The organism is Actinomadura flavalba DSM 45200 (assembly GCF_000374305.1).
GTDB classification, from domain to species: domain Bacteria; phylum Actinomycetota; class Actinomycetes; order Streptosporangiales; family Streptosporangiaceae; genus Spirillospora; species Spirillospora flavalba.
This window is the reverse complement of sequence record NZ_KB894093.1, coordinates 202,749-223,014: the sequence shown is the minus strand read 5'-3', so window position 1 is coordinate 223,014 and position 20,266 is coordinate 202,749. Positions and strand designations below refer to the sequence as shown.

The window sequence follows — 20,266 nt, the reverse complement described above, 5'->3', positions numbered from 1 at the left end:
GATGAGGGGCGGCGCGGCGATGAAGATCCTGGTGACCGAGGTGGAGCCCGACGACGGGCGGACGGTCGGGGCGCTGCTCGCGGTCCGGGGCCACGACGTGGACTTCTGCCATCCGCCCGGCTCCACCGGCTGGCCGTGCGCGGGGCTCGCGCCGGGCGGATGCTGCCCGCTGACCGACGGCGGCGCCGACGTCGTCGTGGACGTGCGGATCGCGGGCGGCCCGCCGTCGGCGCGGGAGATGGGGGCCGCGTGCGCCGTCGCCGCCGGGACGCCGCTGATCATCGCGGGGCGCGCGCCGGAGGGCACCGCGCTCGCGGAGCGGGCCACGCTGGTGTGCGCGCCGGACGCGGTGGAGTCGGCGTGCGCCGGAATGAGCGACGTTCGCCTTGCGACACGGGACGAAGGTCCTCGACAGGAGTCCCCCCGCGCTCCCTAACGTGCAGGGTATGAGCGAGATCAACGAGATCCTGGTCGGTATCGACGAGTCGGAGCAGAGCACGGCGGCGGTCCTGTGGGCCGCCGAGGAGGCGGGACGGCGCGGCGCGACGCTGCGGATCGTCAACGTCGCCGGGCCGTGGCTGGAGTGGGAGAGCAGCGACGCGCGCGTGCTGGAGGCCCGCGAGTGGCTGGCGCGCGGGGGGCAGAACGCGCTGGAGCGGGTGGCGGCGGCGGCGCGCGAACGCGTCCCCGGGCTGGAGGTCGTCACCGAGCAGGCCCCGGGGCAGCCCGCCGGGGTGCTGGTGGAGCGCGGCGCGAACGCGCTGATGACGGTCGTGGGCTCGCACGGCGTGGGGCGTCTCGCGGGCGCGCTGGTCGGGTCGGTCGCGTTCCAGGTCGTGACGCACGCGCGGGGCCCGGCGGTCGTCGTGCAGCACCACGGCGGCGCGGCCTACGGCGAGGTCGCGGTCGCGGTGGACGGCTCGGAGGTCGCGGCGGCGGCGATCGACTTCGCGTTCGAGGCGGCGTCGCTGCGCGGGGCGCGGCTGCGGGCCGTCCTGGCGTGGGAGGAGCCGATGCCGCTCGGCGGGGCCGCGCTCGGCCCGATCATCTACGAGGCGTACGAGGACGGCAGCGTCCAGGAGCGCGAGCTGGCCGAGGCGCTGGCGGGCCGCCGCGAGCGCTACCCGGACGTCGAGGTCGTCGCCGAGGTCGTCCCGGGCCGCCCGGTCCGGGTGCTGACGGGCGTCTCGGCCCGCGCCGACCTGCTCGTGCTGGGCTCGCGCGGCCGGGGCGGCTTCAAGGGCCTCCTGCTGGGCTCGGTGGGCCAGGCGATGGTCAACCGCTCCCACTGCCCCCTGGCGATCGTCCACCCACCGCAGAACTGATCACGAGGTGCACCGCGCGGTGAAACAGACACGCTGGCCGGTGATGTAGCGGCTGCCGATGCGGAAGGCCAGGTCGGTGGGGGTGCCGGGCCAGGGGCGGTGGGGGAGGGCGGCGAGGTCGCCCGGGTCGGTGACGGGGCGGCCCTCGCCGACGACCGTCACCGACCATCCGGCGCCGGTGCGCGCGTCCACCCGGTCGGCGTGGAAGGCGACGACGCGGCCCCGGACGGCGGCGGCGAGGCGGGAGCCGGGCGGCGTGCGCAGCACGACGCCGCCGGTGGCGTCGAGGACGAAGTCGACGGGCAGGACGGCGGGCAGGGCGCGGTCGGTGAACACGAGCCGCCCGAGGCGCGCCGTGCGCAGCAGCTCCAGGCATTCTCCGCGCGGTAGCGCGCCGTGGCCGTCCATCCCGTCAGCATCCGGCAAGGCCGGGCGGGGCGGACAGGGCCGAACGTCCCGCCACCGGGGACGTTCGGCCCTGCGGAGAAGCGTCCGCGCTCTGCTGGAGTGGACGGCATGGACGACCTGTACGAGGCGGTCGGCGCGGCCACGCACGCGCCGTCGGTGCACAACACGCAGCCGTGGCGGTTCGCCGTCCAGGACGAGGGCGTCACGCTCCGGGCGGACGCCGCGCGCAGGCTGGACACCGTCGATCCGCGCGGCCGGGAGATGCTCATCGGCTGCGGCGCGGCGCTCGGCACGCTGCGCCTCGCGGTGCGCGCCGCCGGGCGGGAGGAGCGCACGCGGCTGCTGCCCGATCCGGACCGTCCGCACCTGCTCGCGGAGGTGGAGCGCGGCGCGGCCCGCCCGCCCGAGCCGTCCGACCTGCGGCTGTTCGCGCAGGTCCGCACCCGCCGCACGCACCGGGGCGGGTTCCTGGCCGAGGACGTGCCCGCCGCGCTGATCGCCGAACTGGTGCGCGACGCCGACCTGGAGGGCGCCCGGCTCGTCCCGGTCTCCGACGCGGCCGACCGCGCGGCGCTGGCGGCGCTGACGCAGGTCGCGGAGCACGTCCTGGGCCGCGTCCCGGCGCTCGCCCGCGAGCTGGCCCGGTGGGCGCCCGCCCCCGGCAGCTCCCGCGCCGACGGCGTCCACCCCGGCGCCTACCCGGCCGCCCCGGCGCGCACCGAACCGCACTTCCCGGCCCGCGACTTCGCGCGCGGACGCGCCTGGGGCGCCGCCGACGACCCCGGCGACGGCACCGGCGCCGTCCTGCTGCTCACCACCACCGGCGACGACCCCGCCGACTGGCTGCGCGCCGGGCAGGCCCTCCAGCGCGTCCTGCTGCGCGCCGCCGACGCGGGACTGGCGGCCGCCTTCCACACCCAGGCCCTCGAACTGGACGACCTGCGCGCCTTCCTGGAGCGGCACTTCACCGGCGGCGCCCACGCCCAGATGCTGCTGCGCGTCGGCCGCACCGGGACCGCGCCGCCGCCCCCGGTCCGGCGTCCGCTCGCGGACGTCCTGGACTAGACGTCGCGCGGGCGGGACCGGCCCGCGCGGAGCTGCGCCATGTACGCGGCGGCCTGCGTGCGGCGGCTCATGTTGAGCTTGGCGAACAGGTTCGACACGTAGTTCTTCACGGTCTTCTCCGCGAGGAACATCCGCTCGCCGATCTGCCGGTTGGTGAGCCCGTCCCCGATGAGTTCGAGGATCTGCCGCTCCTGCGACGTCAGCACGGCGAGCGGGTCGGCGTGCTGCTGGCGCTCGCGCAGCCGCTCCATCATGCGGGCCGTGCTGCGCGTGTCCAGCAGGGACTGGCCGGACGCGACCGTGCGGACGGCCCCCACCAGGTCCGAGCCGTGGATCTGCTTGAGCACGTAGCCCGCCGCGCCCGCGATGACCGCCTCGAAGAGGGCGTCGTCGTCGTCGAACGAGGTGAGCATGAGGCACGCCACCTCCGGGTGCGTCGAGCGGATCTCCCGGCAGACCGCGACGCCGTCGCCGCCGGGCATCCGCACGTCCAGCACGGCGACGTTCGGGCGGGCCGCCGGGACGCGGGCCAGCGCCTCCTCGGCCGACCCCGCCTCGCCCACCACGACGATGTCGTCCTCGGCGGACAGCAGCGCGGCGACCCCGCGCCGGACGACCTCGTGGTCGTCCATGAGGAACACCCGGATGGGCTCGTCGGACATGGGGCACCTCCGCACGCTGCAAGGGATCTCCACGGTACCGGCGCGATACCGCCCCAAGCCTGGGCGGGAGCCGCGATACTGGGGTCATGGTGCAGGAGAGGCGTGCCGCCGAGAGCGACGACCGCGCGCGGCTGACCCTGCCGCAACTCCGCCTGGACGACCTGCTCGCCGAGCTGCACGCCCGGCTCGACGCCGCGCGCGGCACCCGCGACCGGGTGCACGCGCTGCTGGAGGCCGTCGTCTCGATCGGCGGCGAACTCGACCTGGAGACCGTGCTGCGGCGCATCACCGAGGCCGCGACGGCGCTGGCCGAGGCCCGCTACGGCGCGCTCGGCGTCATCGACGAGGACGGCGAACGGCTCGTCCAGTTCGTCACGGTCGGCATGGACGAGGCCGACATCGCCCGGATCGACCACTGGCCGCACGGGCACGGCATCCTCGGCCTGCTCATCAAGGAGCCGCACCCGCTGCGGCTCACCGACCTCGCCACGCACCCCGAGTCGCACGGCTTCCCGGCCGACCATCCGCCGATGAGCACGTTCCTCGGCGTCCCGATCCGCGTCCGCGACGAGGTGTTCGGCAACCTGTACCTCACCGAGAAGGCGGGCGGCGGCGCCTTCGAGGAGGAGGACGAGGTCATCGTCACGGCGCTGGCGACGGCCGCCGGCATCGCGATCGAGAACGCCCGGCTGTACGACGAGGCGCGCCGCCGGGAACGCTGGCTGGAGGCGTCGGCGGAGATCTCCACGGCGCTGCTGTCGGGCACCGACCCGCAGGACGTCACGTCGCTCGTCGCCGAGCGCGCCCGGCAGGTGGCGGGCGCGACGATGGCGGCGGTGGCGCTCGCGGACGAGTCGGGCGAGGCGTTCGAGATCGTCGCCGTCGACGGCCCGGACGCGCAGCCGGTGCTGGGCCTGCGCATCCCCGGCGGCCGGACGGTCGTGGACGCCGTGTACGCGACGGGCCGTCCGCAGCGGCTCGCCGACGGCGCGGCGGTGGCCGCCGAGGCGGGCGCGCCCCCGGGCCTGGCCGTCGGCCCGCTGCTCATCGTGCCGCTCGGCCTGGACGGCTCGGCGCGCGGCGTCATCGCGGTGGCCAACGGACGCGGCGAGCCGGAGTTCACCGACGCGGTGCAGCGGCTCCTGGAGGCGTTCGCGGGTCAGGCGGCGATCGCGCTGGAGCTGGCCGCGCGGCGCCGCGACACCGAGCGGCTGGCCCTCCTGGAGGACCGCGACCGCATCGCCAAGGACCTGCACGACACGGTGATCCAGCGGCTGTTCGCGACCGCGATGACGCTGATGAGCACGGTCCGCATCACCGAGAACCCCGAGGTCGGCACCCGCGTGCGGCGCGCCGTGGACGACCTGGACGGCACCATCCAGCAGATCCGCTCCACGATCTTCGCGTTGCAGCGCGCCCCCGGCGACGACGGCCTGCGGGCCCGGCTGTACGACGTCGTCGAGGCGGCCGCGCACCCGCTCGGCTTCGCTCCGGCGGTCCGGGTCGACGGCCCGCTCGACAACGACGTCCCCGAGGAGGTCGGCGGGCACCTCCTGGCCGTGGCGAGCGAGGCGCTGTCGAACATCGCCCGGCACGCGGACGCCGCGAGCGCGACGGTGTCCGTGGAGGTCGGCGCCGACCTCGTCCTGCGCGTCGAGGACGACGGCCGCGGCATCTCGCCCGTCGGCCGCCGCAGCGGCCTGCGCAACATGGAGGAACGCGCCCACCGCCTCGGCGGCCGCTTCTCCACCGCCGACCGCCCCGGCGGCGGCACCCTGCTGGAATGGCGCGTCCCCCTCCACGACGCCGCCTGACCGGGACCTTTCCGGGACCTACGTCCCGGCGAAAGCAGGGCGAACGCACCTGCACGTGAAGATCCGGACGGGGTTGTCTGGGGAGTGACAAGAACGGCTCCCGCCAGGAAGGCAGACCCCCCATGGCCGTCTCCGCGCCCGACGCACGTACCGACGTCCGGACCAGTGCCGAACCCGCCGCGAAGGTGTGGGCGCTGGTGCGGCTCGCGCTCGCCTGGATCTTCCTGTGGGCGTTCCTCGACAAGACGTTCGGCCTCGGCCACGAGACCCCCGCCGACAAGGCGTGGCTGGACGGCGGCAGCCCGACCGCCGGGTTCCTCGCCAACGCCCCGAAGGGGCCGTTCGCCGGTCTCTACAAGGACCTGGCCGGGGCCGCCTGGGCGGACTGGCTGTTCATGGCCGGGCTGCTCGCCATCGGCGTCGCGCTGGCGCTCGGGATCGCGATGTGGATCGCGGCCGTGAGCGGCGGGCTCATGCTGGTGCTGATGTGGACCGCGGTGCTGCCGCCCGCGAACAACCCGTTCCTGGACGACCACCTGATCTACACGCTCGTCCTGGTCGGCCTCGCGCTCGTCGCGGCGGGGAACACCTGGGGGCTGGGCTGGTGGTGGCGCGGGCTGGCGGTCGTCCGAAAGTACCCGTTCCTCCGCTGACCTCGCATTTGTGACCACCCGCCCAGCTTGTGACATCGGTGACAACGCGGGCGGGTGGTCACGTGTGTCCGTTGAGTGTCCCGCGACGCACGGCCGAATTACCTTCGGGAGTCCGGAACGTGACGGAGGTGCGGTCGATGAGCATGACGGACACGCGCACGAACGGCGACTGGGCCGTACGGGTCGAGGTGGCGCCGTGGCGGGAGCTGCCGGACGAGACCGCCGGCTGGATGGCGGCCCACCTGCCCACCGTGCAGCGGCTCATGGCGGACGCCGTCGTCCGCGAGGTGCCCGAGTACGCCCGGCCCGGCGACCCGCTGTACGAACGCGTCGTGGAGGCCGCCGTCGCGTTCGCGATGGAGCACTTCGTCCGGCTCATCGACGACGCCGACACCTCCTGGAAGGACGTCCGGCAGGTCTACTTCGACGTCGGCTACGGCGAGGCCGTCGAGGGACGCAGCCTGGAGCACCTCCAGAACGCGATGCGGATCGCGTCCCGCATCGCCTGGCGCTACCTGTCCACCGAGCACGAGCGCGAGGGCCGCGAGATGGCCATCCTCGGCCTGATGGCCGAGGCGAACTTCGCCTACCTGGACGAACTGTCCCGCGCCGCCGCCGACGGTTACGCGCGCGCCCGGGAGAAGGCCGCCGGGGAGCGCGAGCAGCGCCGCGCGCGGCTGCTCGGGCTGCTGCTGTCCGAGACGCCGGTGCCCGCCAACGTCGTCGCCGAGCAGGCGGCGGTGGCGGGCTGGAAGCTGCCGCGCCGGCTCGCCGTCGTCGTGCTCCAGCCCTGGCAGGGGCACGGCGGCGAGGGCCCGGCCGGGCTGCCGCCCGAGATCCTCACCGGCCTCGACCACGGGCGTCCCTGCCTCGTCATGCCCGACCCGGACGGACCCGGCCAGGCCGACCGGCTCGCCGGGATGCTCGCGGGCTGGACGGCCGCGGCCGGACCCGCCGTGCCGCCCGAGCAGGCGCGCGAGTCGCTGCACTGGGCGCGCCGGTCGCTGGAGCTGGCGACGGGCGGCTCGGCGGAGGCGACGGCCCGCCGCACGAGCGTGCTCGTCCACGCCGAGCAGCACGTCCCCGAACTGCTGGTCGCCGAGGGCGGACGGCTCGTCGAGATCGTCGCGGCGCGGCGGCTCGCGCCGCTGATGACGCAGAACCGGTCCAAGAAGGGACTCAGCCTCGCGTACACGCTGCTGGAGTGCCTGAAGACCGGCTTCAACGCGACCGACGCGGCGGTGACGCTGAACGTGCACCCGCAGACGGTCCGGTACCGCATGGCGCAACTGCACGAGATGTTCGACTTCGACATCGAGGACCCGGAGATCCGGCTGGAGCTGATGCTGCTGCTCAGCGCGTGGATTCGGCAGGCGGAGACGGCCTGACGCACCGGCCCCGAACGCGGCGGAGCCCCGGGACTGCTGTCCCGGGGCTCCGCCTGTTCGTGAAGGCCCCTTCCCCGGTCCGAACGGCGCGCTGCGAGCCGGGGAAGGGGCCGGTCTCTAGGGCTCGTCCTTCGGCTTGGGCAGCAGCGAGAGGGAGAGCCGGGCCGGGCGGCGCTTGGCCTTGGGCGCCCGGCGGGTGCCGTGCCGGGGCGTCCCGGCGGGCTTGTCGGTCTTGGCCGTCTTGTCGTCCTTGGCGGGCGGTGCGGCCTCGGCGGGCGCCTCGTCCGCGACCGGCGGGGCGGCCTTCGTCGCCTCGGCCGGAGTCTCGGCGGGGCGCTGGATCGGCAGGGACGACGTCATCCGCGTGGCGCGGCGCACCGGCGGCGTCGTGCCCGCCTTGTCGTCCGGACGGGGCAGTTCCCGCGTCTTGTCGTCGGGAGCCGCGACGGCGGCCATCGGCGCGGTCGCGGCGGCGGGGCCGTCCGCGACCAGCGCGACGCGGCGCCGGCGCAGCGCCCAGAAGCGGGCGCCGAGCAGCAACTGACCGGTGATCAGCGCGGCGAGCCAGCCCGCCTGCGCGGCGGCCAGGTCCGTCTCGGCGACGTTGCCCGCCGAGCGCAGCACGGTCGCGCCCATCGGGGCGCTGCTCACCGGCGCCACCTGCGGCGCCGCGATCGGCGGCAGCGCGAGCTGCGGCGCGGACGGCGGCAGCACCGACGAGGTGCCCGTGGGCGGGGCGACCGGCGCGTTCATGCCGGGCAGACCGGGCACCGTCGGGGAGTTCGGCGACGACGGGTTCCCCCCACTGGGGGGAGTGACCGTGCCGGGCGCCGACGGCGGCCGGGTCGGCTTGTTCGTCGGCGGTTTCGTGGGGGGCTTCGTCGGCGGCTTGGTGGGGGGCTTCGTGGGCGGCTTGGTCGGCGGCGGAGGCGAGCTGATCTGGACACTGATCGAGTTCGCCTGCGTCGGAGCGCCGTAGGCGACGGCCCGGGTGTTGATCGCGACGGATCCCGCGTCGGCGCCCTCCGGGACGGTGGCCGTCGTGGTGAACGTCTTGCCGCCGCTGTCCACGGTGCCGAGCGAGGCGTTGTGCGGGGAGAACCTGAACACCGGCGAGGTGAGCCGCACGTAGGTCTTGTCCACCGGGTCCGCGCCCGATCGCACCTGCACCGTGACGTTGAACTGGGAGCCGGGCCGCACACTGCCGGCCGACGCCGACGTGCTGATGTACAGCTCGGGCGCCGCGGCGGCACGCGCGGCCGGCTGGCCCGCGACCAGGGGCGTCGCCGCGCCTGCGGCGATCACCGCCGCCGCGCCGAGCCCCGCGACGAGCGGGCGCCGTGCGAACCGCACCGATCACCACCTGCTTTCCTGCGCGCCTCGGAGCCGGACGGCCCCGGCGGGCCGCGAACACGGACGAGAGGAACACGCGGCGGCGGGCGCCGACAAGGGGCGCGCGGACTTCTTGGCGCGGGGTGCGGACTCCGATTTCCGGCCTTGTGCGGCGGCGAGTGTTTTCGGACGTCACAGCACGTGCGGGCCGTCCTTTACGGCATCCTCGGCAATGGTGGCAGCGCACATTCGAGCGGTCCCGCGAGGCGGAAAACTATCGCGATGCGCCAACTCCCGCCGGATGTGTGACGTGCGTCTTGTTCCCATTTCGGCCGCGTCGTTACGCTGCCGCGACCCCCACCCCGTCGGAAGGCAGACGCGTGATGACCCTGTTCACCACGCGGCGGTTGAGTACCGTCGCTGCGCTCGCCGCCGTCACCGCAGCGGCGGCGGCCTCGGGCCTCGTCGGCCAGCCCCCCGCCCAGGCGGCGCCGGTGACGAAGACGCTGAACTTCACCTGCAACTACCCGCTGGTGGACGAGCAGCCGCTCAAGGTCGTCATCAAGACCGACATCCCGGAGAGCATCGAGGCGGGCAAGCCCGTCCCGACGATCCGCGTGGACACGGTCTCGACGATCAACGACGGCACCACCGCCGGACTCTCTCTCATCGGCGCGGCGTCGATCGAGGGCACGGCGACCTCCACGAACATCGTCAAGGCGCCCGGCGGCGACAAGACCGTCAACGTGCCGATCAAGCTGAAGAAGCGGGACGCTCCGCCCTCCGGTGACTTCACCGTCGAGGGCGACGGTGTCGCGCCGACCATCACGCTCCCGGAGGCCGGTCCGGGATCGATCGTCGTCGGAGACCTGGCGCTGCACATCACCGCGCGCGACACGGACGGCACCGAGATCACCGATCCCGACCTGAGCGACATTCCGTGCAAGCTCAACCCGGGCCAGGACGCGACCCTCGCCAAGTTCACGGTGACGGGTGGCGACGGTGGCCCCGCGCCGGAGGACAAGGAGCCGCCCACGGCTCCCGGTAAGCCGACCGCGGGCGAGATCACCGGCGAGAGCGTCGCCCTGAGCTGGCAGGCGTCCACGGACAACGTCGGTGTCGCCGGGTACGACGTCTTCAACGGCAGTACGAAGCTCGGTTCGTTCGACCAGGCCGAGGGTGTGGTGAAGAGCCTCAAGCCGGAGACCGAGTACACGCTGACGGTCAAGGCCCGCGACGAGGCGGGCAACGTCTCCCCGGCGAGCCAACCGCTCACCGTGAAGACCGGGAAGGCAGGCGCTGAGCCGCCGAAGGACCCGCCCACCCCCGCCGACTGCGGCAAGCCCAAGGGCAAGGACGGCGCCGACTGGGGTCGCTGCACGTACATCTCCGGCTTCTCCAACATCAAGAAGCTGGACGCGGCCATGGCGATCAACGACCCGGCCAGGATCACCACCCCTGTGCACGCGCACATCCGCGTCATCCCGCCCTCGGGCGGGAAGTTCGGCGCCGAGATCCAGTTCGCGAAGCCGCTGCGGTCCGAGATGCAGTCGCTGAACTTCGAATTCATGCCGGTTCGGGCGACGGTCGAGATGACGCAGGTCGGAGACTCGCTGATGGACGGCACGCTGTCGTCGAACGGTGATTACCGGGTCCAGGCCACGACGAACATGCGGGTCAGGGTGATCAAGGCGACGGTGAACGGCGCGACGCTGCCGGTGGGGCCGAACTGCACCACAACGACCCCGGCCAAGCTCGTGCTGAGCGGCGGCAAGCCGGAGTACTCCAACATCTTGCTGGGCGGTCCGCTGCGCGGCTACTACACCATCCCGCCGTTCAAGGGGTGCGGCGTCGGGGAGAAGATCGACGCCCTCCTCACCGCCAGCATCTCCGGTCCCGGCAACTACGTGAAGATGAGGCAGGGCAAGATCTGCAACCGCGGGTCGGCCGAGAAGCCGACCACCTGCCCGTACGCGGTCCCGGAGCGGTGATCGTTCGATAAAGGCACGTTCTCCGCAGCTCAGGCCGGGTGTGCGTGCCTTTATCGAGCCCTTTGGAAAAGCCCGGTTATCACCCGGTGCCAAGAATCCGAAAACCTCACTTCTGTCCCTTGTTTCCCGTTTCTCGCCGTCGATAGCGTGATCGCCCCGGCACCCCCGAGATCGACCGCCGGCCACCACCCCGAGGAGTACGTCTTGGAGATCGGCTCATGAGCGCGCTGACGGCGATCCCCGTCGCCGGTGCGCTGCGCGAGACGGGACGGCTGTTCGCCCTCGGCGCGACCGTGCTCCGCCAGATGTTCCGGCGCCCGTTCCAGTTCCGCGAGTTCGTGGAGCAGTTCTGGTTCATCGCGGGCGTCACCATCCTGCCGACGGCGCTGGTCTCCATCCCGTTCGGCGCGGTCATCTCGCTCCAGGTGGGGTCGCTGACGCAGCAGCTCGGCGCGCAGTCGTTCACCGGCGGCGCCAGCGTCCTGGCGGTCATCCAGCAGGCGAGCCCGATGATCGTGGCGCTGCTGATCTCCGGGGTGGCGGGGTCCGCGATCTGCGCCGACATCGGCTCGCGGACGATCCGCGAGGAGCTGGACGCCATGGAGGTGCTGGGCGTCTCACCGATCCAGCGGCTCGTCGTCCCCCGGGTGCTGGCCTGCGTGCTGGTGGCGACGCTGCTGAACGGCCTGGTGTCGGTCGTCGGCGTCGCGGGCGGCTACGTCTTCAACGTCATGATGCAGGGCGGCACGCCGGGCGCGTACCTGGCGAGCTTCTCCGCTCTCGCCCAGCTCCCCGACCTGTACGTCAGCGAGTTCAAGGCGATCCTGTTCGGGTTCATCGCCGGGATCGTCGCGTCCTACCGGGGCCTGAACCCCAAGGGCGGGCCGAAGGGCGTCGGTGACGTGGTGAACCAGTCGGTGGTCATCACGTTCCTGCTGCTGTTCATCGTCAACCTCGTGATCACCGGGATCTACCTCCAGGTCGTCCCGCCGAAGGGAGGCTGACGTGGCACTGCTCGACACGATGCGGCCGGGCCGCCTGCTCGGCCGGCTCGACGCCCCCGGCGACCAGCTCATCTTCTACGTGCGCGCGATGCTGTGGATTCCGCGCGCGCTGCGCCGCTACACCAAGGAGATCCAGCGGCTGCTGGCCGAGGTCTCCTTCGGGTCCGGCGGGCTCGGCGTCATCGGCGGCACGATCGGCGTCATGATCGCCATGACCCTCGCGACCGGCATGATCGTCGGTCTCCAGGGCTACTCGGCGCTCCAGCAGATCGGCACGGCGGCCTTCACCGGGTTCGCCTCCGCCTACTTCAACACCCGCGAGATCGCGCCCCTGGTGTCGGGCCTCGCGCTGTCGGCGACCGTCGGGGCGGGCTTCACGGCCCAGCTCGGCGCGATGCGGATCAGCGACGAGGTCGACGCCCTGGAGGTCATGGGCATCCCGAGCCTGCCCTACCTCGTCACGACGCGCATCATCGCGGGCGCCGTCGCGATCATTCCGCTGTACGCGATCGGGCTGCTGTGCAGCTACGTCGCGTCGCGGCAGGTCACGGTGGTCTTCAACGGGCAGTCGGCCGGCACGTACGACCACTATTTCGGGCTGTTCCTGTCGCCCACGGACGTACTGCTGTCGTTCCTCAAGGTGCTGATCTTCAGCGTCATGGTGATCTTGTCGCACTGCTACTACGGCTACCGCGCGGTCGGCGGCCCCGCCGGGGTGGGCCGGGCCGTCGGCCGCGCGGTACGCACGTCCATCGTCCTCATCAGCGTGACGGACTTCTTCCTCAGCCTGGCCCTGTGGGGCACGACCACGACGGTGAAGGTGGCCGGATGAGACACCGCAGCAGGAACGACGGCGGCGTGCTGCTCCGACGGAGCGCGGGCGTGGTGTTCATCCTCGTCCCGGCACTGCTCATCTGGCTGTCGGTCGCGATCTACGACAAGAAGTTCACCAGCGTCGCGTGGGTGACGGTCAAGACCGCGAGCGTCGGCAACGAGATGCACCGGCACGCGGACGTGAAGATGCGCGGCGTCGTCATCGGCGAGGTCCGCGATATCCAGGCGGACGGGAACGGCGCGACGCTGAAGCTGGCCCTTCAGCCGGACAAGCTGGCGATGGTCCCGGCGAACGTGTCCGCGCAGATGCTCCCGACGACGCTGTTCGGCGCGCGGTACGTCGCGTTCGTCCCCCCGGCGCAGCCGGAACCGGCGCGGCTGACGGCCGACAGCGTGATCGGCCAGGACCGCTCGGCCAACGCGATCGAGCTCCAGCGCGTGCTGGACAACCTGCTGCCGCTGCTCACGGCCGTCCGGCCGCAGCAGCTCTCGGCCACGCTGACGGCCGTGTCGCAGGCGCTCGACGGACGCGGCACCGACCTCGGCAAGACGATGGTCGAGCTGGACTCCTACCTGAAGGAACTGAACCCGAACCTGCCCGCGCTGAACAACGGCATCCGCGAGCTGGTGAAGTTCACCGAGACCTACAGCCAGGCCACGCCCGACATCCTGGACGCGCTGAACGACCTGACGCGCACCAGCCAGACGATCGTGAGCCAGCGGCAGAACCTCGCCACCATGTACTCCTCGCTGACGCGCGGCTCGCAGGACCTCACGGACTTCCTGCGCGACAACCGCGCCAACCTCATCCGGGTGTCGGCGCAGAGCCGCGCGAGCCTGGAGACGATGGCCCGGTACGCGCCGATGCTGCCGTGCACGATCGGGATGATCAACGACTTCATCCCGAAGATGGACCAGGTGCTCGGCAAGGGGACGGGCCAGCCCGGCCTGCACGTCAACGTGAAGACGCTGCCGTCCAAGGGCCGCTACAAGCCAGGCAAGGACGCGCCGAAGTACGGGCGGGGCAACGGGCCGCACTGCCCGTCGGTCCCCTACGGCGCCAAGGCCGCGCCCGCGCGGGCCGCCACGGCGTCCGCGGACGCGCCGGTCGCGGTCGTGCCGGGCGGGCTCGGGCTGCCGAACTCGCCGCAGGAGAACCGCCTGGTCAACGAGCTGATCGCGCCCGGCCTCCAGGAGGTCCCCGAGGCGCTGCCGGACTGGAGCAGCGTGCTCGCCGGCCCGGTCTACCGGGGAACGGAGGTGAAGGTCGGATGAGGCGCAGCCTCGCGGGGCCGATCGCCAAGTCGCTCGTGTTCATCGTCGTCACGATCGTGGCGACGCTGGTGCTGGCGATGAGCATCGCCCAGACCGGGAGCGGGTCGACGACCACGTACAAGGCGCGGTTCACCGACGCGTCCGGGCTGCGCGCGGGCGACAGCGTCCGCGTCGCGGGCGTGCAGGTCGGCCGCGTCGACAAGATCGGCGTGGTGGAGAAGCGCGTCGCGCTCGTCACGTTCTCGGTGGAGAAGGACCGGCGGCTGCCGGCCTCGTCCACCGCGACGATCAAGTACCTGAACCTCGTCGGCCAGCGCTACGTCGAGCTGGACCGGGGTGCGGGCGAGGCCGGTTCGCTGGCCGCGGGCGCGACGATCCCGACCGAGCGGACGACGCCCGCGCTCAACCTCACCCAGCTCTTCAACGGCTTCCAGCCGCTGTTCGCCGCGCTGTCGCCCAAGGACGTCAACCAGCTCGCGGGCTCGATCGTCCAGGTGCTCCAGGGCGAGAGCGGCACGGTGGAGAACCTGCTCGGCACGATCGGGTCGCTGACCGGCACGATCGCGTCCAAGGACAAGGTCATCGGGCAGGTCGTGGACAACCTCACGGCCGTCCTGGACACCGTCAACGGACGCGGCGACGAGCTGGGCGACCTGGTCGTGACGATGCGGCAGCTCGTCTCCGGGCTGGCCGCCGACCGCAAGCCGATCGGCGAGGCCGTCAGCGCGCTGGACGACCTGGCCAACAGCACGGCGGGCCTGCTGCGCGACGGCCGCGCCCCGCTGAAGAACGACATCCGGGAACTCGGCCGGTTGTCGAACAACCTCAACCGCGACGCTCCGACCATCGAGCGGTTCCTGGCCACGACGCCGACGAAGATGGAGGCGATCGGGCGGATCGCCTCGTACGGATCGTGGATGAACTTCTACCTCTGCGAGGCGATCGTGACCGGCGTCAAGTACGAGAAGGTCGGTGAGGGCGAGAAGCAGCCCGCCGACCCGAAGGGTCGCGTGGACGAAGCGGCGAGGTGCGGCAAGTGACGGCCCCGATGCCCGTCGCGGGGCAGGGCGCCCCGCGACGCAAGCCCGCCAAGCTGCGGCTGCGCAGGCCCAAGCCGGTCCGCGACCGCAATCCGATCACCGTCGCGATCGTCGGCATCGTCGCGATCGTCGTGGCGTCGCTGGTGGCGCTGTCGGCCGACGACCTGCCGGTCATCGGCGGCGGTACCACCTACACGGCCGACTTCCGCGAGTCGGCCGGGCTCCGCGAGGGCAACGAGGTCCGCGTCGCGGGCGTCAAGGTCGGCAAGATCACCAAGGTGCGGCTGAACGGCGCCAAGGTGCGCGTGTCGTTCCGGGTGAAGGACGCCTGGGTCGGCAACACCAGCACCGCCGCCATCGCGATCAAGACGCTCCTCGGCGACAAGTTCCTCGCCGTCGACCCGCTCGGCCCCGAGTCGCAGGACCCCGGCACCGTCATCCCGGTCAACCGGACGACGTCCCCCTACGACGTCACCCGCGCGTTCGAGGACCTGGCCAGCAACGCCGGGCAGATCGACTCCGCGCAGCTCGCGTCCAGCCTGGACGCGATCTCCTCGACGTTCTCCCGCACGTCCCCGAGCGTCCGCAAGGCGCTGGACGGCATGTCCGCGCTGTCCAAGACGATCTCCAGCAAGGACGCCGAGCTGAACCGGCTGCTCGCCGGGAGCCGCAAGGTCACCGGCACGCTCGCGGACCAGAACGAGTCGTTCGAGGCGCTGCTGCGCGACGGCAACGTGCTGCTCGCCGAGCTGCGCCGCCGCCGCGAGGCGATCCACGGCCTGCTCGTCGGCACCGAGGACCTCGGCCGGCAGCTCTCCGGGTTCGTCCAGGACAACGACCGGCAGTTGCGGCCGTCGCTGCTGGCCCTGGAGAAGGTCACCGACCTGCTGCTGAAGAACCAGAAGAACCTCGACCGGGTGCTCAAGCTCGCCGGGCCCTACACCCGCGTCGTCGGCAACACGATGGGCAACGGGCGCTGGATGGACGGCTACCTGTGCGGGCTCGTCCTGAAGAAGTACCTGCCCCCGGGCACGCCGCCGGAGAAGGGCTGCCAGGCGACCGTGCCCGGTACCGGGAAGAGGGGCCAGTGATGGTGAGCAAACTGCGGACCGGACTGATCGCGGCGGGAGTCGCCCTGATCGTCGCGGTCGGCCTGTTCGTCGGGTTCCGCCCGCCGGAACCGACCCGGATCACCGCGTACTTCTCGCAGGCCGTCGGCGTGTACGCCGGGTCGGACGTGCGCATCCTCGGCGTCAAGACCGGGAAGATCGCGAGCGTCCGGGCGTCCGGTTCGCGGGTGAAGGTCGTCCTGGAGGTCGACCCGAGCGTGGGCGTGCCGGACGGGGCGCGGGCGGTGGCGGTCGCGCCGAGCCTGGTGTCCGACCGGTACATCCAGCTCACCCCGGCCTACGAGACCGGCCCGAAGATGGCGTCGGGCGCCACGATCCCGCTGGAGCGCACCGCGACGCCGCTGGAACTCGACAAGGTGTACGCGAGCATCACCAAGCTCGCCGACGACCTCGGTCCCAACGGGCTCAACTCCGAGGGCGCGGTGTCGCGGGCGATCGGCACCGGCGCCGAGAACATGCGCGGCAACGGCCGCGCGCTCGGCGCCACGATCGAGGAGTTCGGCAAGGCCGCCAAGACCCTCACCGGGTCGCAGGAGGACCTGTTCGCCACGATCACGAACCTGTCCAAGTTCACCGGGATGCTCAAGGCGAACGACGGGCAGGTCCGGCAGGCGCAGACGCAGCTCGCCGAGGTCACCCGGTTCCTCGCCGACGACCGCGAGACGCTCGGCGCCGCGCTGCGCGCCCTCGCGGACGCGCTCGGCCGCGTCGAGAAGTTCATCCGGGAGAACCGGACGCTGCTCAAGACGAACGTCGAGAAGCTCGGCAAGCTCACGCAGACCCTCGTGAACCAGCGCAAGTCGCTGGCCGAGGCGCTGGACGTCCAGCCGCTCGCGGCGGGCAACATGCTGCGCGCCTACGACCCGAAGACCGGGACGCTCATGGGCCGCGGCAACCTCAACGAGCTGGTCGCGCCGCTTCCGGCCGCCGGCGCGACCGCCCAGGGAGGTGGCCGATGAGACGGCTCGCCGCAGCCGCGCTCGCCGCCGCGCTGACCACGTCCGGCTGCGGGCTCGGCGTGCAGAACATGCCGCTGCCCGGAGGCGCCGACGTCGGCTCGGACCCGATCACCGTCAAGGCGCAGTTCGCCAACGTGCTGAACCTCGTGCCGCAGTCGGCCGTGAAGGTCAACGACGTCGCGGTCGGCCGCGTCACGAAGGTGTCGCTGCCGTCGGGCGGATGGACGGCCGAGGTGACGATGCTCGTCAACCGGAAGGTGAAGCTGCCCGCGAACTCCTACGCGCAGCTCCGCCAGTCCAGCCTGCTGGGTGAGAAGTACATCCAGCTCGCGGGCCCGGCGACGGCGCCGACCGGCGCCCTCGCCGACGGCGCGACGATCCCGCCCGACCGCACCAACCGCAACCCCGAGGTCGAGGAGGTGCTCGGCGCGCTGTCGCTGCTGCTCAACGGCGGCGGGCTCGCCCAGCTCCGCACGATCACGGTCGAGATGAACAACGCGCTGAACGGCAACGAGAAGCAGATCAAGTCGCTGCTCGGCCGCCTCACCACGCTCACCGAGGATCTCGACTCCAACAAGCGGAACATCACCGCCGCCCTGGACGGGATGGCGAAGCTGTCCTCGACGATGAACGCGCGGCGCGCCGAGATCGGCACCGTCCTGGACGACCTGGCCCCCGGCCTGAAGGTGCTGGAGGAGCAGCGCGGCGAACTGGTGCGGATGCTCGGGTCGCTGGAGCGGCTGTCGGGTGTGGCGGTCTCGACGCTGAAGGCGTCCAAGGACGACATCGTCGCGGACCTCAAGGCGCTCGACCCGGTTCTGCGCAAGCTCGCGGACTCCGGCCGGGACCTGCCGCGCGCCCTCCAGGTGCTGCTGACGTTCCCGTTCACCGACGCGGTGCTGCCCGCCGTCAAGGGCGACTACCTCAACACCTATCTGGTGGTCACGGCGCAGCCCAAGACGACGATCATCCCGCCGCTGACGCCGCCCGACGACATGCCGCCGCCGCAGGAAGGCGCGCGTGCGCCACTGCCCGCCTCCGGTGAGGGGAACTGATGGTCACGCTCAGCACGAAGCTGAAGAACATCGCGTTCCTGATCATCGGGACGTTCGCGATCGGTTTCATCGCGCTCAACTACGCCAAGCTCGGCGGGCTCGTCGGGCTCAAGGGCTACTACGTCGTCTCGGTCGAGCTGCCGCAGACCGGCGGCCTGACCACGCACGCGGACGTGACGCTGCGCGGCACGTCCGTGGGCCGTGTGGGGCCGCTGAAGCTCACCGACGACGGTGTCATCGCCGAGTTGCAGATCGACCACGACGCCCCGAACATCCCGCGTCAGACGCAGGCCGTCGTGGCGAACCGGTCGGCGGTCGGTGAGCAGTACATCGACCTGCGTCCCTCGTCGGACGCCGGGCCGTACCTGGCCGCCGGGTCGCGCATCCCGCGCTCGGCGACCGCGACGCCCGCGCCCGTCACCGACCTGCTGACCAGCGTCAACGCGCTGGCCGCGTCCGTCCCGCTGGAGTCGCTGCGGGTCGTCGTGGACGAGTTCGGCACCGCGTTCAACGGCCAGGGGCAGAACCTCCAGGCGCTGATGGACAGCGGCCGGCAGTTCACCAAGCACGCCAACGAGAACATCGAGCCGACGTCGCGCCTCATCCAGGACACGCAGACCGTCCTGCGCACGCAGAACGACAACGCGGGCGCGATCGTGCAGTTCGGCCGCGACGCGCGGCTGCTCGCCCAGCAGCTCCGCACGTCCGACCCAGACCTGCGGCGCCTCATCGCCGCCGGGCCGGGCGCGTCCCGCGAGATGGAGCGGCTGCTGGACGACCTCGACCCGTCGTTCAGCGTCCTGCTGGCGAACATGACGACGACGTCGGACGTGCTGAAGACGCGGGCGCCCGCGCTGGAGGAACTGCTGTCCAAGCTGCCCGGCGTCGTCGGCGCGGCGTCCTCGGTCATCCAGGACGGCAAGCTCCAGTTCGGCATGACGACGACGTTCTTCAACCCGCGGCCGTGCACCGCCGGCTACGGCGGGACGCAGAACCGCAACGGGCTCGACACCTCGCCCGGCAAGCCGTTCAACACCGACGCGCGCTGCGCCTCGCCGCCGTCGTCGGGGATCAACGTGCGCGGCTCGGGCAACGCGCCCGGCGGCGGCGCGCTGCCGCCGCCGCGCCGGGCCGGTTCGCTCGGCGTCTCCGGCGCCGGTGCGCTGCCGGGCGCGCTCGGCACCCCGCCGCTGCCGCCGTCCACCGGGACGCTGCTCCAGCCCGGGACCGGGCGATGACCGTGGACACCGAGCGTCCGGCCGCCGAGCCCCGCCCCCGCGAGCAGCGCCGTTCCGCGCCGCTGTTCGCGGGGTGGGGGCTGATCGGCTGGTCGGTGATCCTCGCCGCCACGCTGTTCCTTGCGTGGTCGGCGTGGGCGCTGCTGTCCGCGACGCAGTCGGGGGAGCGGGACACCGCGCGGGACCGGGACGTCGTGCTGCGGTCGGGGCGGGCGCATCTGACGGCGCTCAACTCGATGGACGTCCGCGACGTTCCGGCGGGGCTCAAGGCGTGGGAGGATGCGGCGACCGGCGACCTGGCCGAGCAGTTGCGCCGGGACGCGCCGCAGAACCGGCAGAAGATCGCCCAGGCGGGGACGAGCGCGAAGGGCACCGTCACCGACGCGGCCGTCACCAAGCTCGACGCGGAGACGGGAGACGCCACCATGATCGCGTCCGTGCGCATCCTGCTGACGACCTCGGGCGGTGACGCCACCGAGCAGCGCCAGCGCTTCGAGGCGGGCCTGACCCGCACCCCGGCCGGATGGCGGCTCAAGTCGCTCACCGCGATCCCGGCGGGGCAGCGGTGATCGCCCGCGTCCTCGCCCTGTACCGGCCGCTGCTGGTGGCCGCGCTGATCGCGGCGGTCGCGGTCGGGCTGAACTACGCGGCGCGGTCGGCGGAGTCCAGTTCGCCCGCGACGAACCGGAGCCTGCTGGACCCGGCCGAGACGACCGGCGTCATCGGGGACGTGTCGGGCGCGCTGGCGCGCGTCCTGTCGTACACGCCGACGACGCTGGCCGACACCGAGAAGGCGGCGGCCGAGGCGCTGACGGGCAACGCCGCCAAGCAGTACCAGCAGATCCTGGCCCCGGTGCGGGCGCAGGCGCCCGCGCAGCGGCTGTCGCTGACGACCCGCGTGGTCCGCGCGGGCGTCACCACCCTGGAGGACGACCGCGCCCGCCTGCTCGTCTTCCTCGACCAGCAGACGGCCCGCGCCGGGGCTCCCGTGGGCGACCCCGCCGCGGCCCAGCTCACCGTCACGGCCCGCCGTACCGACGGCCGCTGGCGCATCACCGACATCCGTTCGAGCTGATTCCCGGGAGTGCCGGTG

General features: G+C 72.7%; 20 protein-coding genes. 17 read left to right on the top strand and 3 right to left on the bottom strand.

Going from position 1 to position 20,266, the window contains the following annotated elements; all coding sequences use genetic code 11:
• The first annotated feature begins 1 nt into the window (after position 1).
• Together C229_RS32460 and C229_RS0101040 are read left to right on the top strand one after the other, a co-directional pair.
• Complete coding sequence (locus C229_RS32460) at positions 2–436, top strand: hypothetical protein (RefSeq protein WP_155884521.1); 435 nt, start codon at positions 2–4, stop codon at positions 434–436.
• A 10-nt stretch (positions 437–446) separates the two neighbouring features.
• Positions 447–1,325 (top strand): universal stress protein, encoded by an 879-nt coding sequence (locus C229_RS0101040; RefSeq protein WP_018653222.1) that lies wholly within the window; start codon positions 447–449, stop codon positions 1,323–1,325.
• Here the strand turns inward: C229_RS0101040 and C229_RS0101035 are convergent, their stop codons facing one another.
• Positions 1,326–1,733: a pyridoxamine 5'-phosphate oxidase family protein gene (locus C229_RS0101035; RefSeq protein WP_018653221.1), complete on the bottom strand. Its 408-nt coding sequence runs from the start codon at positions 1,731–1,733 to the stop codon at positions 1,326–1,328.
• Between the two features lie 108 nt (positions 1,734–1,841).
• Between C229_RS0101035 and C229_RS0101030 the strand changes: the two genes are divergently transcribed.
• Positions 1,842–2,798: an Acg family FMN-binding oxidoreductase gene (locus C229_RS0101030; RefSeq protein ID WP_033423985.1), complete on the top strand. Its 957-nt coding sequence runs from the start codon at positions 1,842–1,844 to the stop codon at positions 2,796–2,798.
• Here the strand turns inward: C229_RS0101030 and C229_RS0101025 are convergent.
• On the bottom strand, positions 2,795–3,460 hold the full coding sequence (locus tag C229_RS0101025; protein ID WP_018653219.1) for a response regulator: 666 nt from the start codon (positions 3,458–3,460) through the stop codon (positions 2,795–2,797). The two genes, C229_RS0101030 and C229_RS0101025, sit on opposite strands and share 4 nt — an antisense overlap.
• A gap of 86 nt (positions 3,461–3,546) precedes the next feature.
• Between C229_RS0101025 and C229_RS0101020 the strand changes: the two genes are divergently transcribed.
• The 3 genes from C229_RS0101020 to C229_RS0101010 all read left to right on the top strand — a co-directional run bounded on the left by C229_RS0101020 (position 3,547) and on the right by C229_RS0101010 (position 7,315).
• A complete protein-coding gene (locus tag C229_RS0101020; protein ID WP_018653218.1) occupies positions 3,547–5,274 on the top strand; it encodes a sensor histidine kinase in 1,728 nt (575 codons plus the stop codon).
• 122 nt (positions 5,275–5,396) lie between these two features.
• A complete protein-coding gene (locus C229_RS0101015; RefSeq protein WP_018653217.1) occupies positions 5,397–5,927 on the top strand; it encodes a DoxX family membrane protein in 531 nt (176 codons plus the stop codon).
• Positions 5,928–6,064: 137 nt separating this feature from the next.
• Positions 6,065–7,315, top strand: coding sequence for a PucR family transcriptional regulator (locus tag C229_RS0101010; protein ID WP_240487037.1), 1,251 nt, complete (start codon positions 6,065–6,067; stop codon positions 7,313–7,315).
• 117 nt (positions 7,316–7,432) lie between these two features.
• On the opposite strand, the gene C229_RS0101005 is transcribed toward C229_RS0101010, so the two are convergent.
• Positions 7,433–8,668 carry a COG1470 family protein gene (locus tag C229_RS0101005; protein WP_026313344.1) on the bottom strand — a complete coding sequence of 412 codons (1,236 nt, stop codon included), beginning with the start codon at positions 8,666–8,668 and terminating at the stop codon, positions 7,433–7,435.
• Positions 8,669–9,030: 362 nt separating this feature from the next.
• On the opposite strand from C229_RS0101005, the gene C229_RS32455 reads away from it, so the two are divergent.
• The 11 genes from C229_RS32455 to C229_RS0100950 all read left to right on the top strand — a co-directional run bounded on the left by C229_RS32455 (position 9,031) and on the right by C229_RS0100950 (position 20,248).
• Positions 9,031–10,638 (top strand): fibronectin type III domain-containing protein, encoded by a 1,608-nt coding sequence (locus C229_RS32455; protein WP_018653215.1) that lies wholly within the window; start codon positions 9,031–9,033, stop codon positions 10,636–10,638.
• A 218-nt stretch (positions 10,639–10,856) separates the two neighbouring features.
• Positions 10,857–11,642, top strand: a complete 786-nt coding sequence (locus tag C229_RS0100995; protein ID WP_018653214.1) for an MlaE family ABC transporter permease — start codon at positions 10,857–10,859, stop codon at positions 11,640–11,642.
• Between the two features lies 1 nt (position 11,643).
• The gene (locus tag C229_RS0100990; protein ID WP_018653213.1) at positions 11,644–12,474 is read left to right on the top strand and encodes an MlaE family ABC transporter permease; all 831 of its coding nucleotides are present in this window, start codon (positions 11,644–11,646) and stop codon (positions 12,472–12,474) included.
• On the top strand, positions 12,471–13,751 hold the full coding sequence (locus tag C229_RS0100985; protein WP_033423884.1) for an MCE family protein: 1,281 nt from the start codon (positions 12,471–12,473) through the stop codon (positions 13,749–13,751). Before C229_RS0100990 ends, C229_RS0100985 begins: the two co-directional genes overlap by 4 nt.
• On the top strand, positions 13,748–14,791 hold the full coding sequence (locus tag C229_RS0100980; protein ID WP_018653211.1) for an MCE family protein: 1,044 nt from the start codon (positions 13,748–13,750) through the stop codon (positions 14,789–14,791). Before C229_RS0100985 ends, C229_RS0100980 begins: the two co-directional genes overlap by 4 nt.
• Entirely contained in the window at positions 14,788–15,882 is a 1,095-nt protein-coding gene (locus tag C229_RS0100975; RefSeq protein WP_018653210.1) for an MCE family protein, read from the top strand. Before C229_RS0100980 ends, C229_RS0100975 begins: the two co-directional genes overlap by 4 nt.
• Complete coding sequence (locus C229_RS0100970; protein WP_018653209.1) at positions 15,882–16,880, top strand: MCE family protein; 999 nt, start codon at positions 15,882–15,884, stop codon at positions 16,878–16,880. Before C229_RS0100975 ends, C229_RS0100970 begins: the two co-directional genes overlap by 1 nt.
• Positions 16,877–17,935 (top strand): MCE family protein, encoded by a 1,059-nt coding sequence (locus tag C229_RS0100965; protein ID WP_018653208.1) that lies wholly within the window; start codon positions 16,877–16,879, stop codon positions 17,933–17,935. Before C229_RS0100970 ends, C229_RS0100965 begins: the two co-directional genes overlap by 4 nt.
• Positions 17,935–19,173, top strand: coding sequence for an MCE family protein (locus C229_RS0100960; RefSeq protein WP_018653207.1), 1,239 nt, complete (start codon positions 17,935–17,937; stop codon positions 19,171–19,173). Before C229_RS0100965 ends, C229_RS0100960 begins: the two co-directional genes overlap by 1 nt.
• On the top strand, positions 19,170–19,742 hold the full coding sequence (locus C229_RS0100955; protein WP_018653206.1) for a hypothetical protein: 573 nt from the start codon (positions 19,170–19,172) through the stop codon (positions 19,740–19,742). The genes C229_RS0100960 and C229_RS0100955 overlap by 4 nt, the downstream gene beginning before the upstream one ends.
• A complete protein-coding gene (locus tag C229_RS0100950; RefSeq protein WP_018653205.1) occupies positions 19,739–20,248 on the top strand; it encodes a hypothetical protein in 510 nt (169 codons plus the stop codon). The genes C229_RS0100955 and C229_RS0100950 overlap by 4 nt, the downstream gene beginning before the upstream one ends.
• Positions 20,249–20,266 lie beyond the last annotated feature (18 nt).

What these genes read in the sequence shown, in the direction of transcription:
- C229_RS32460 (WP_155884521.1), top strand. Translation starts at nt 2, where the DNA reads ATGAGGGGCGGCGCGGCGATGAAGATCCTGGTGACCGAGGTGGAGCCC.
- C229_RS0101040 (WP_018653222.1), top strand. Translation starts at nt 447, where the DNA reads ATGAGCGAGATCAACGAGATCCTGGTCGGTATCGACGAGTCGGAGCAG.
- C229_RS0101035 (WP_018653221.1), bottom strand. Translation starts at nt 1,733, where the DNA reads ATGGACGGCCACGGCGCGCTACCGCGCGGAGAATGCCTGGAGCTGCTG.
- C229_RS0101030 (WP_033423985.1), top strand. Translation starts at nt 1,842, where the DNA reads ATGGACGACCTGTACGAGGCGGTCGGCGCGGCCACGCACGCGCCGTCG.
- C229_RS0101025 (WP_018653219.1), bottom strand. Translation starts at nt 3,460, where the DNA reads ATGTCCGACGAGCCCATCCGGGTGTTCCTCATGGACGACCACGAGGTC.
- C229_RS0101020 (WP_018653218.1), top strand. Translation starts at nt 3,547, where the DNA reads ATGGTGCAGGAGAGGCGTGCCGCCGAGAGCGACGACCGCGCGCGGCTG.
- C229_RS0101015 (WP_018653217.1), top strand. Translation starts at nt 5,397, where the DNA reads ATGGCCGTCTCCGCGCCCGACGCACGTACCGACGTCCGGACCAGTGCC.
- C229_RS0101010 (WP_240487037.1), top strand. Translation starts at nt 6,065, where the DNA reads ATGAGCATGACGGACACGCGCACGAACGGCGACTGGGCCGTACGGGTC.
- C229_RS32455 (WP_018653215.1), top strand. Translation starts at nt 9,031, where the DNA reads ATGACCCTGTTCACCACGCGGCGGTTGAGTACCGTCGCTGCGCTCGCC.
- C229_RS0100995 (WP_018653214.1), top strand. Translation starts at nt 10,857, where the DNA reads ATGAGCGCGCTGACGGCGATCCCCGTCGCCGGTGCGCTGCGCGAGACG.
- C229_RS0100985 (WP_033423884.1), top strand. Translation starts at nt 12,471, where the DNA reads ATGAGACACCGCAGCAGGAACGACGGCGGCGTGCTGCTCCGACGGAGC.
- C229_RS0100980 (WP_018653211.1), top strand. Translation starts at nt 13,748, where the DNA reads ATGAGGCGCAGCCTCGCGGGGCCGATCGCCAAGTCGCTCGTGTTCATC.
- C229_RS0100970 (WP_018653209.1), top strand. Translation starts at nt 15,882, where the DNA reads ATGGTGAGCAAACTGCGGACCGGACTGATCGCGGCGGGAGTCGCCCTG.
- C229_RS0100965 (WP_018653208.1), top strand. Translation starts at nt 16,877, where the DNA reads ATGAGACGGCTCGCCGCAGCCGCGCTCGCCGCCGCGCTGACCACGTCC.
- C229_RS0100960 (WP_018653207.1), top strand. Translation starts at nt 17,935, where the DNA reads ATGGTCACGCTCAGCACGAAGCTGAAGAACATCGCGTTCCTGATCATC.
- C229_RS0100955 (WP_018653206.1), top strand. Translation starts at nt 19,170, where the DNA reads ATGACCGTGGACACCGAGCGTCCGGCCGCCGAGCCCCGCCCCCGCGAG.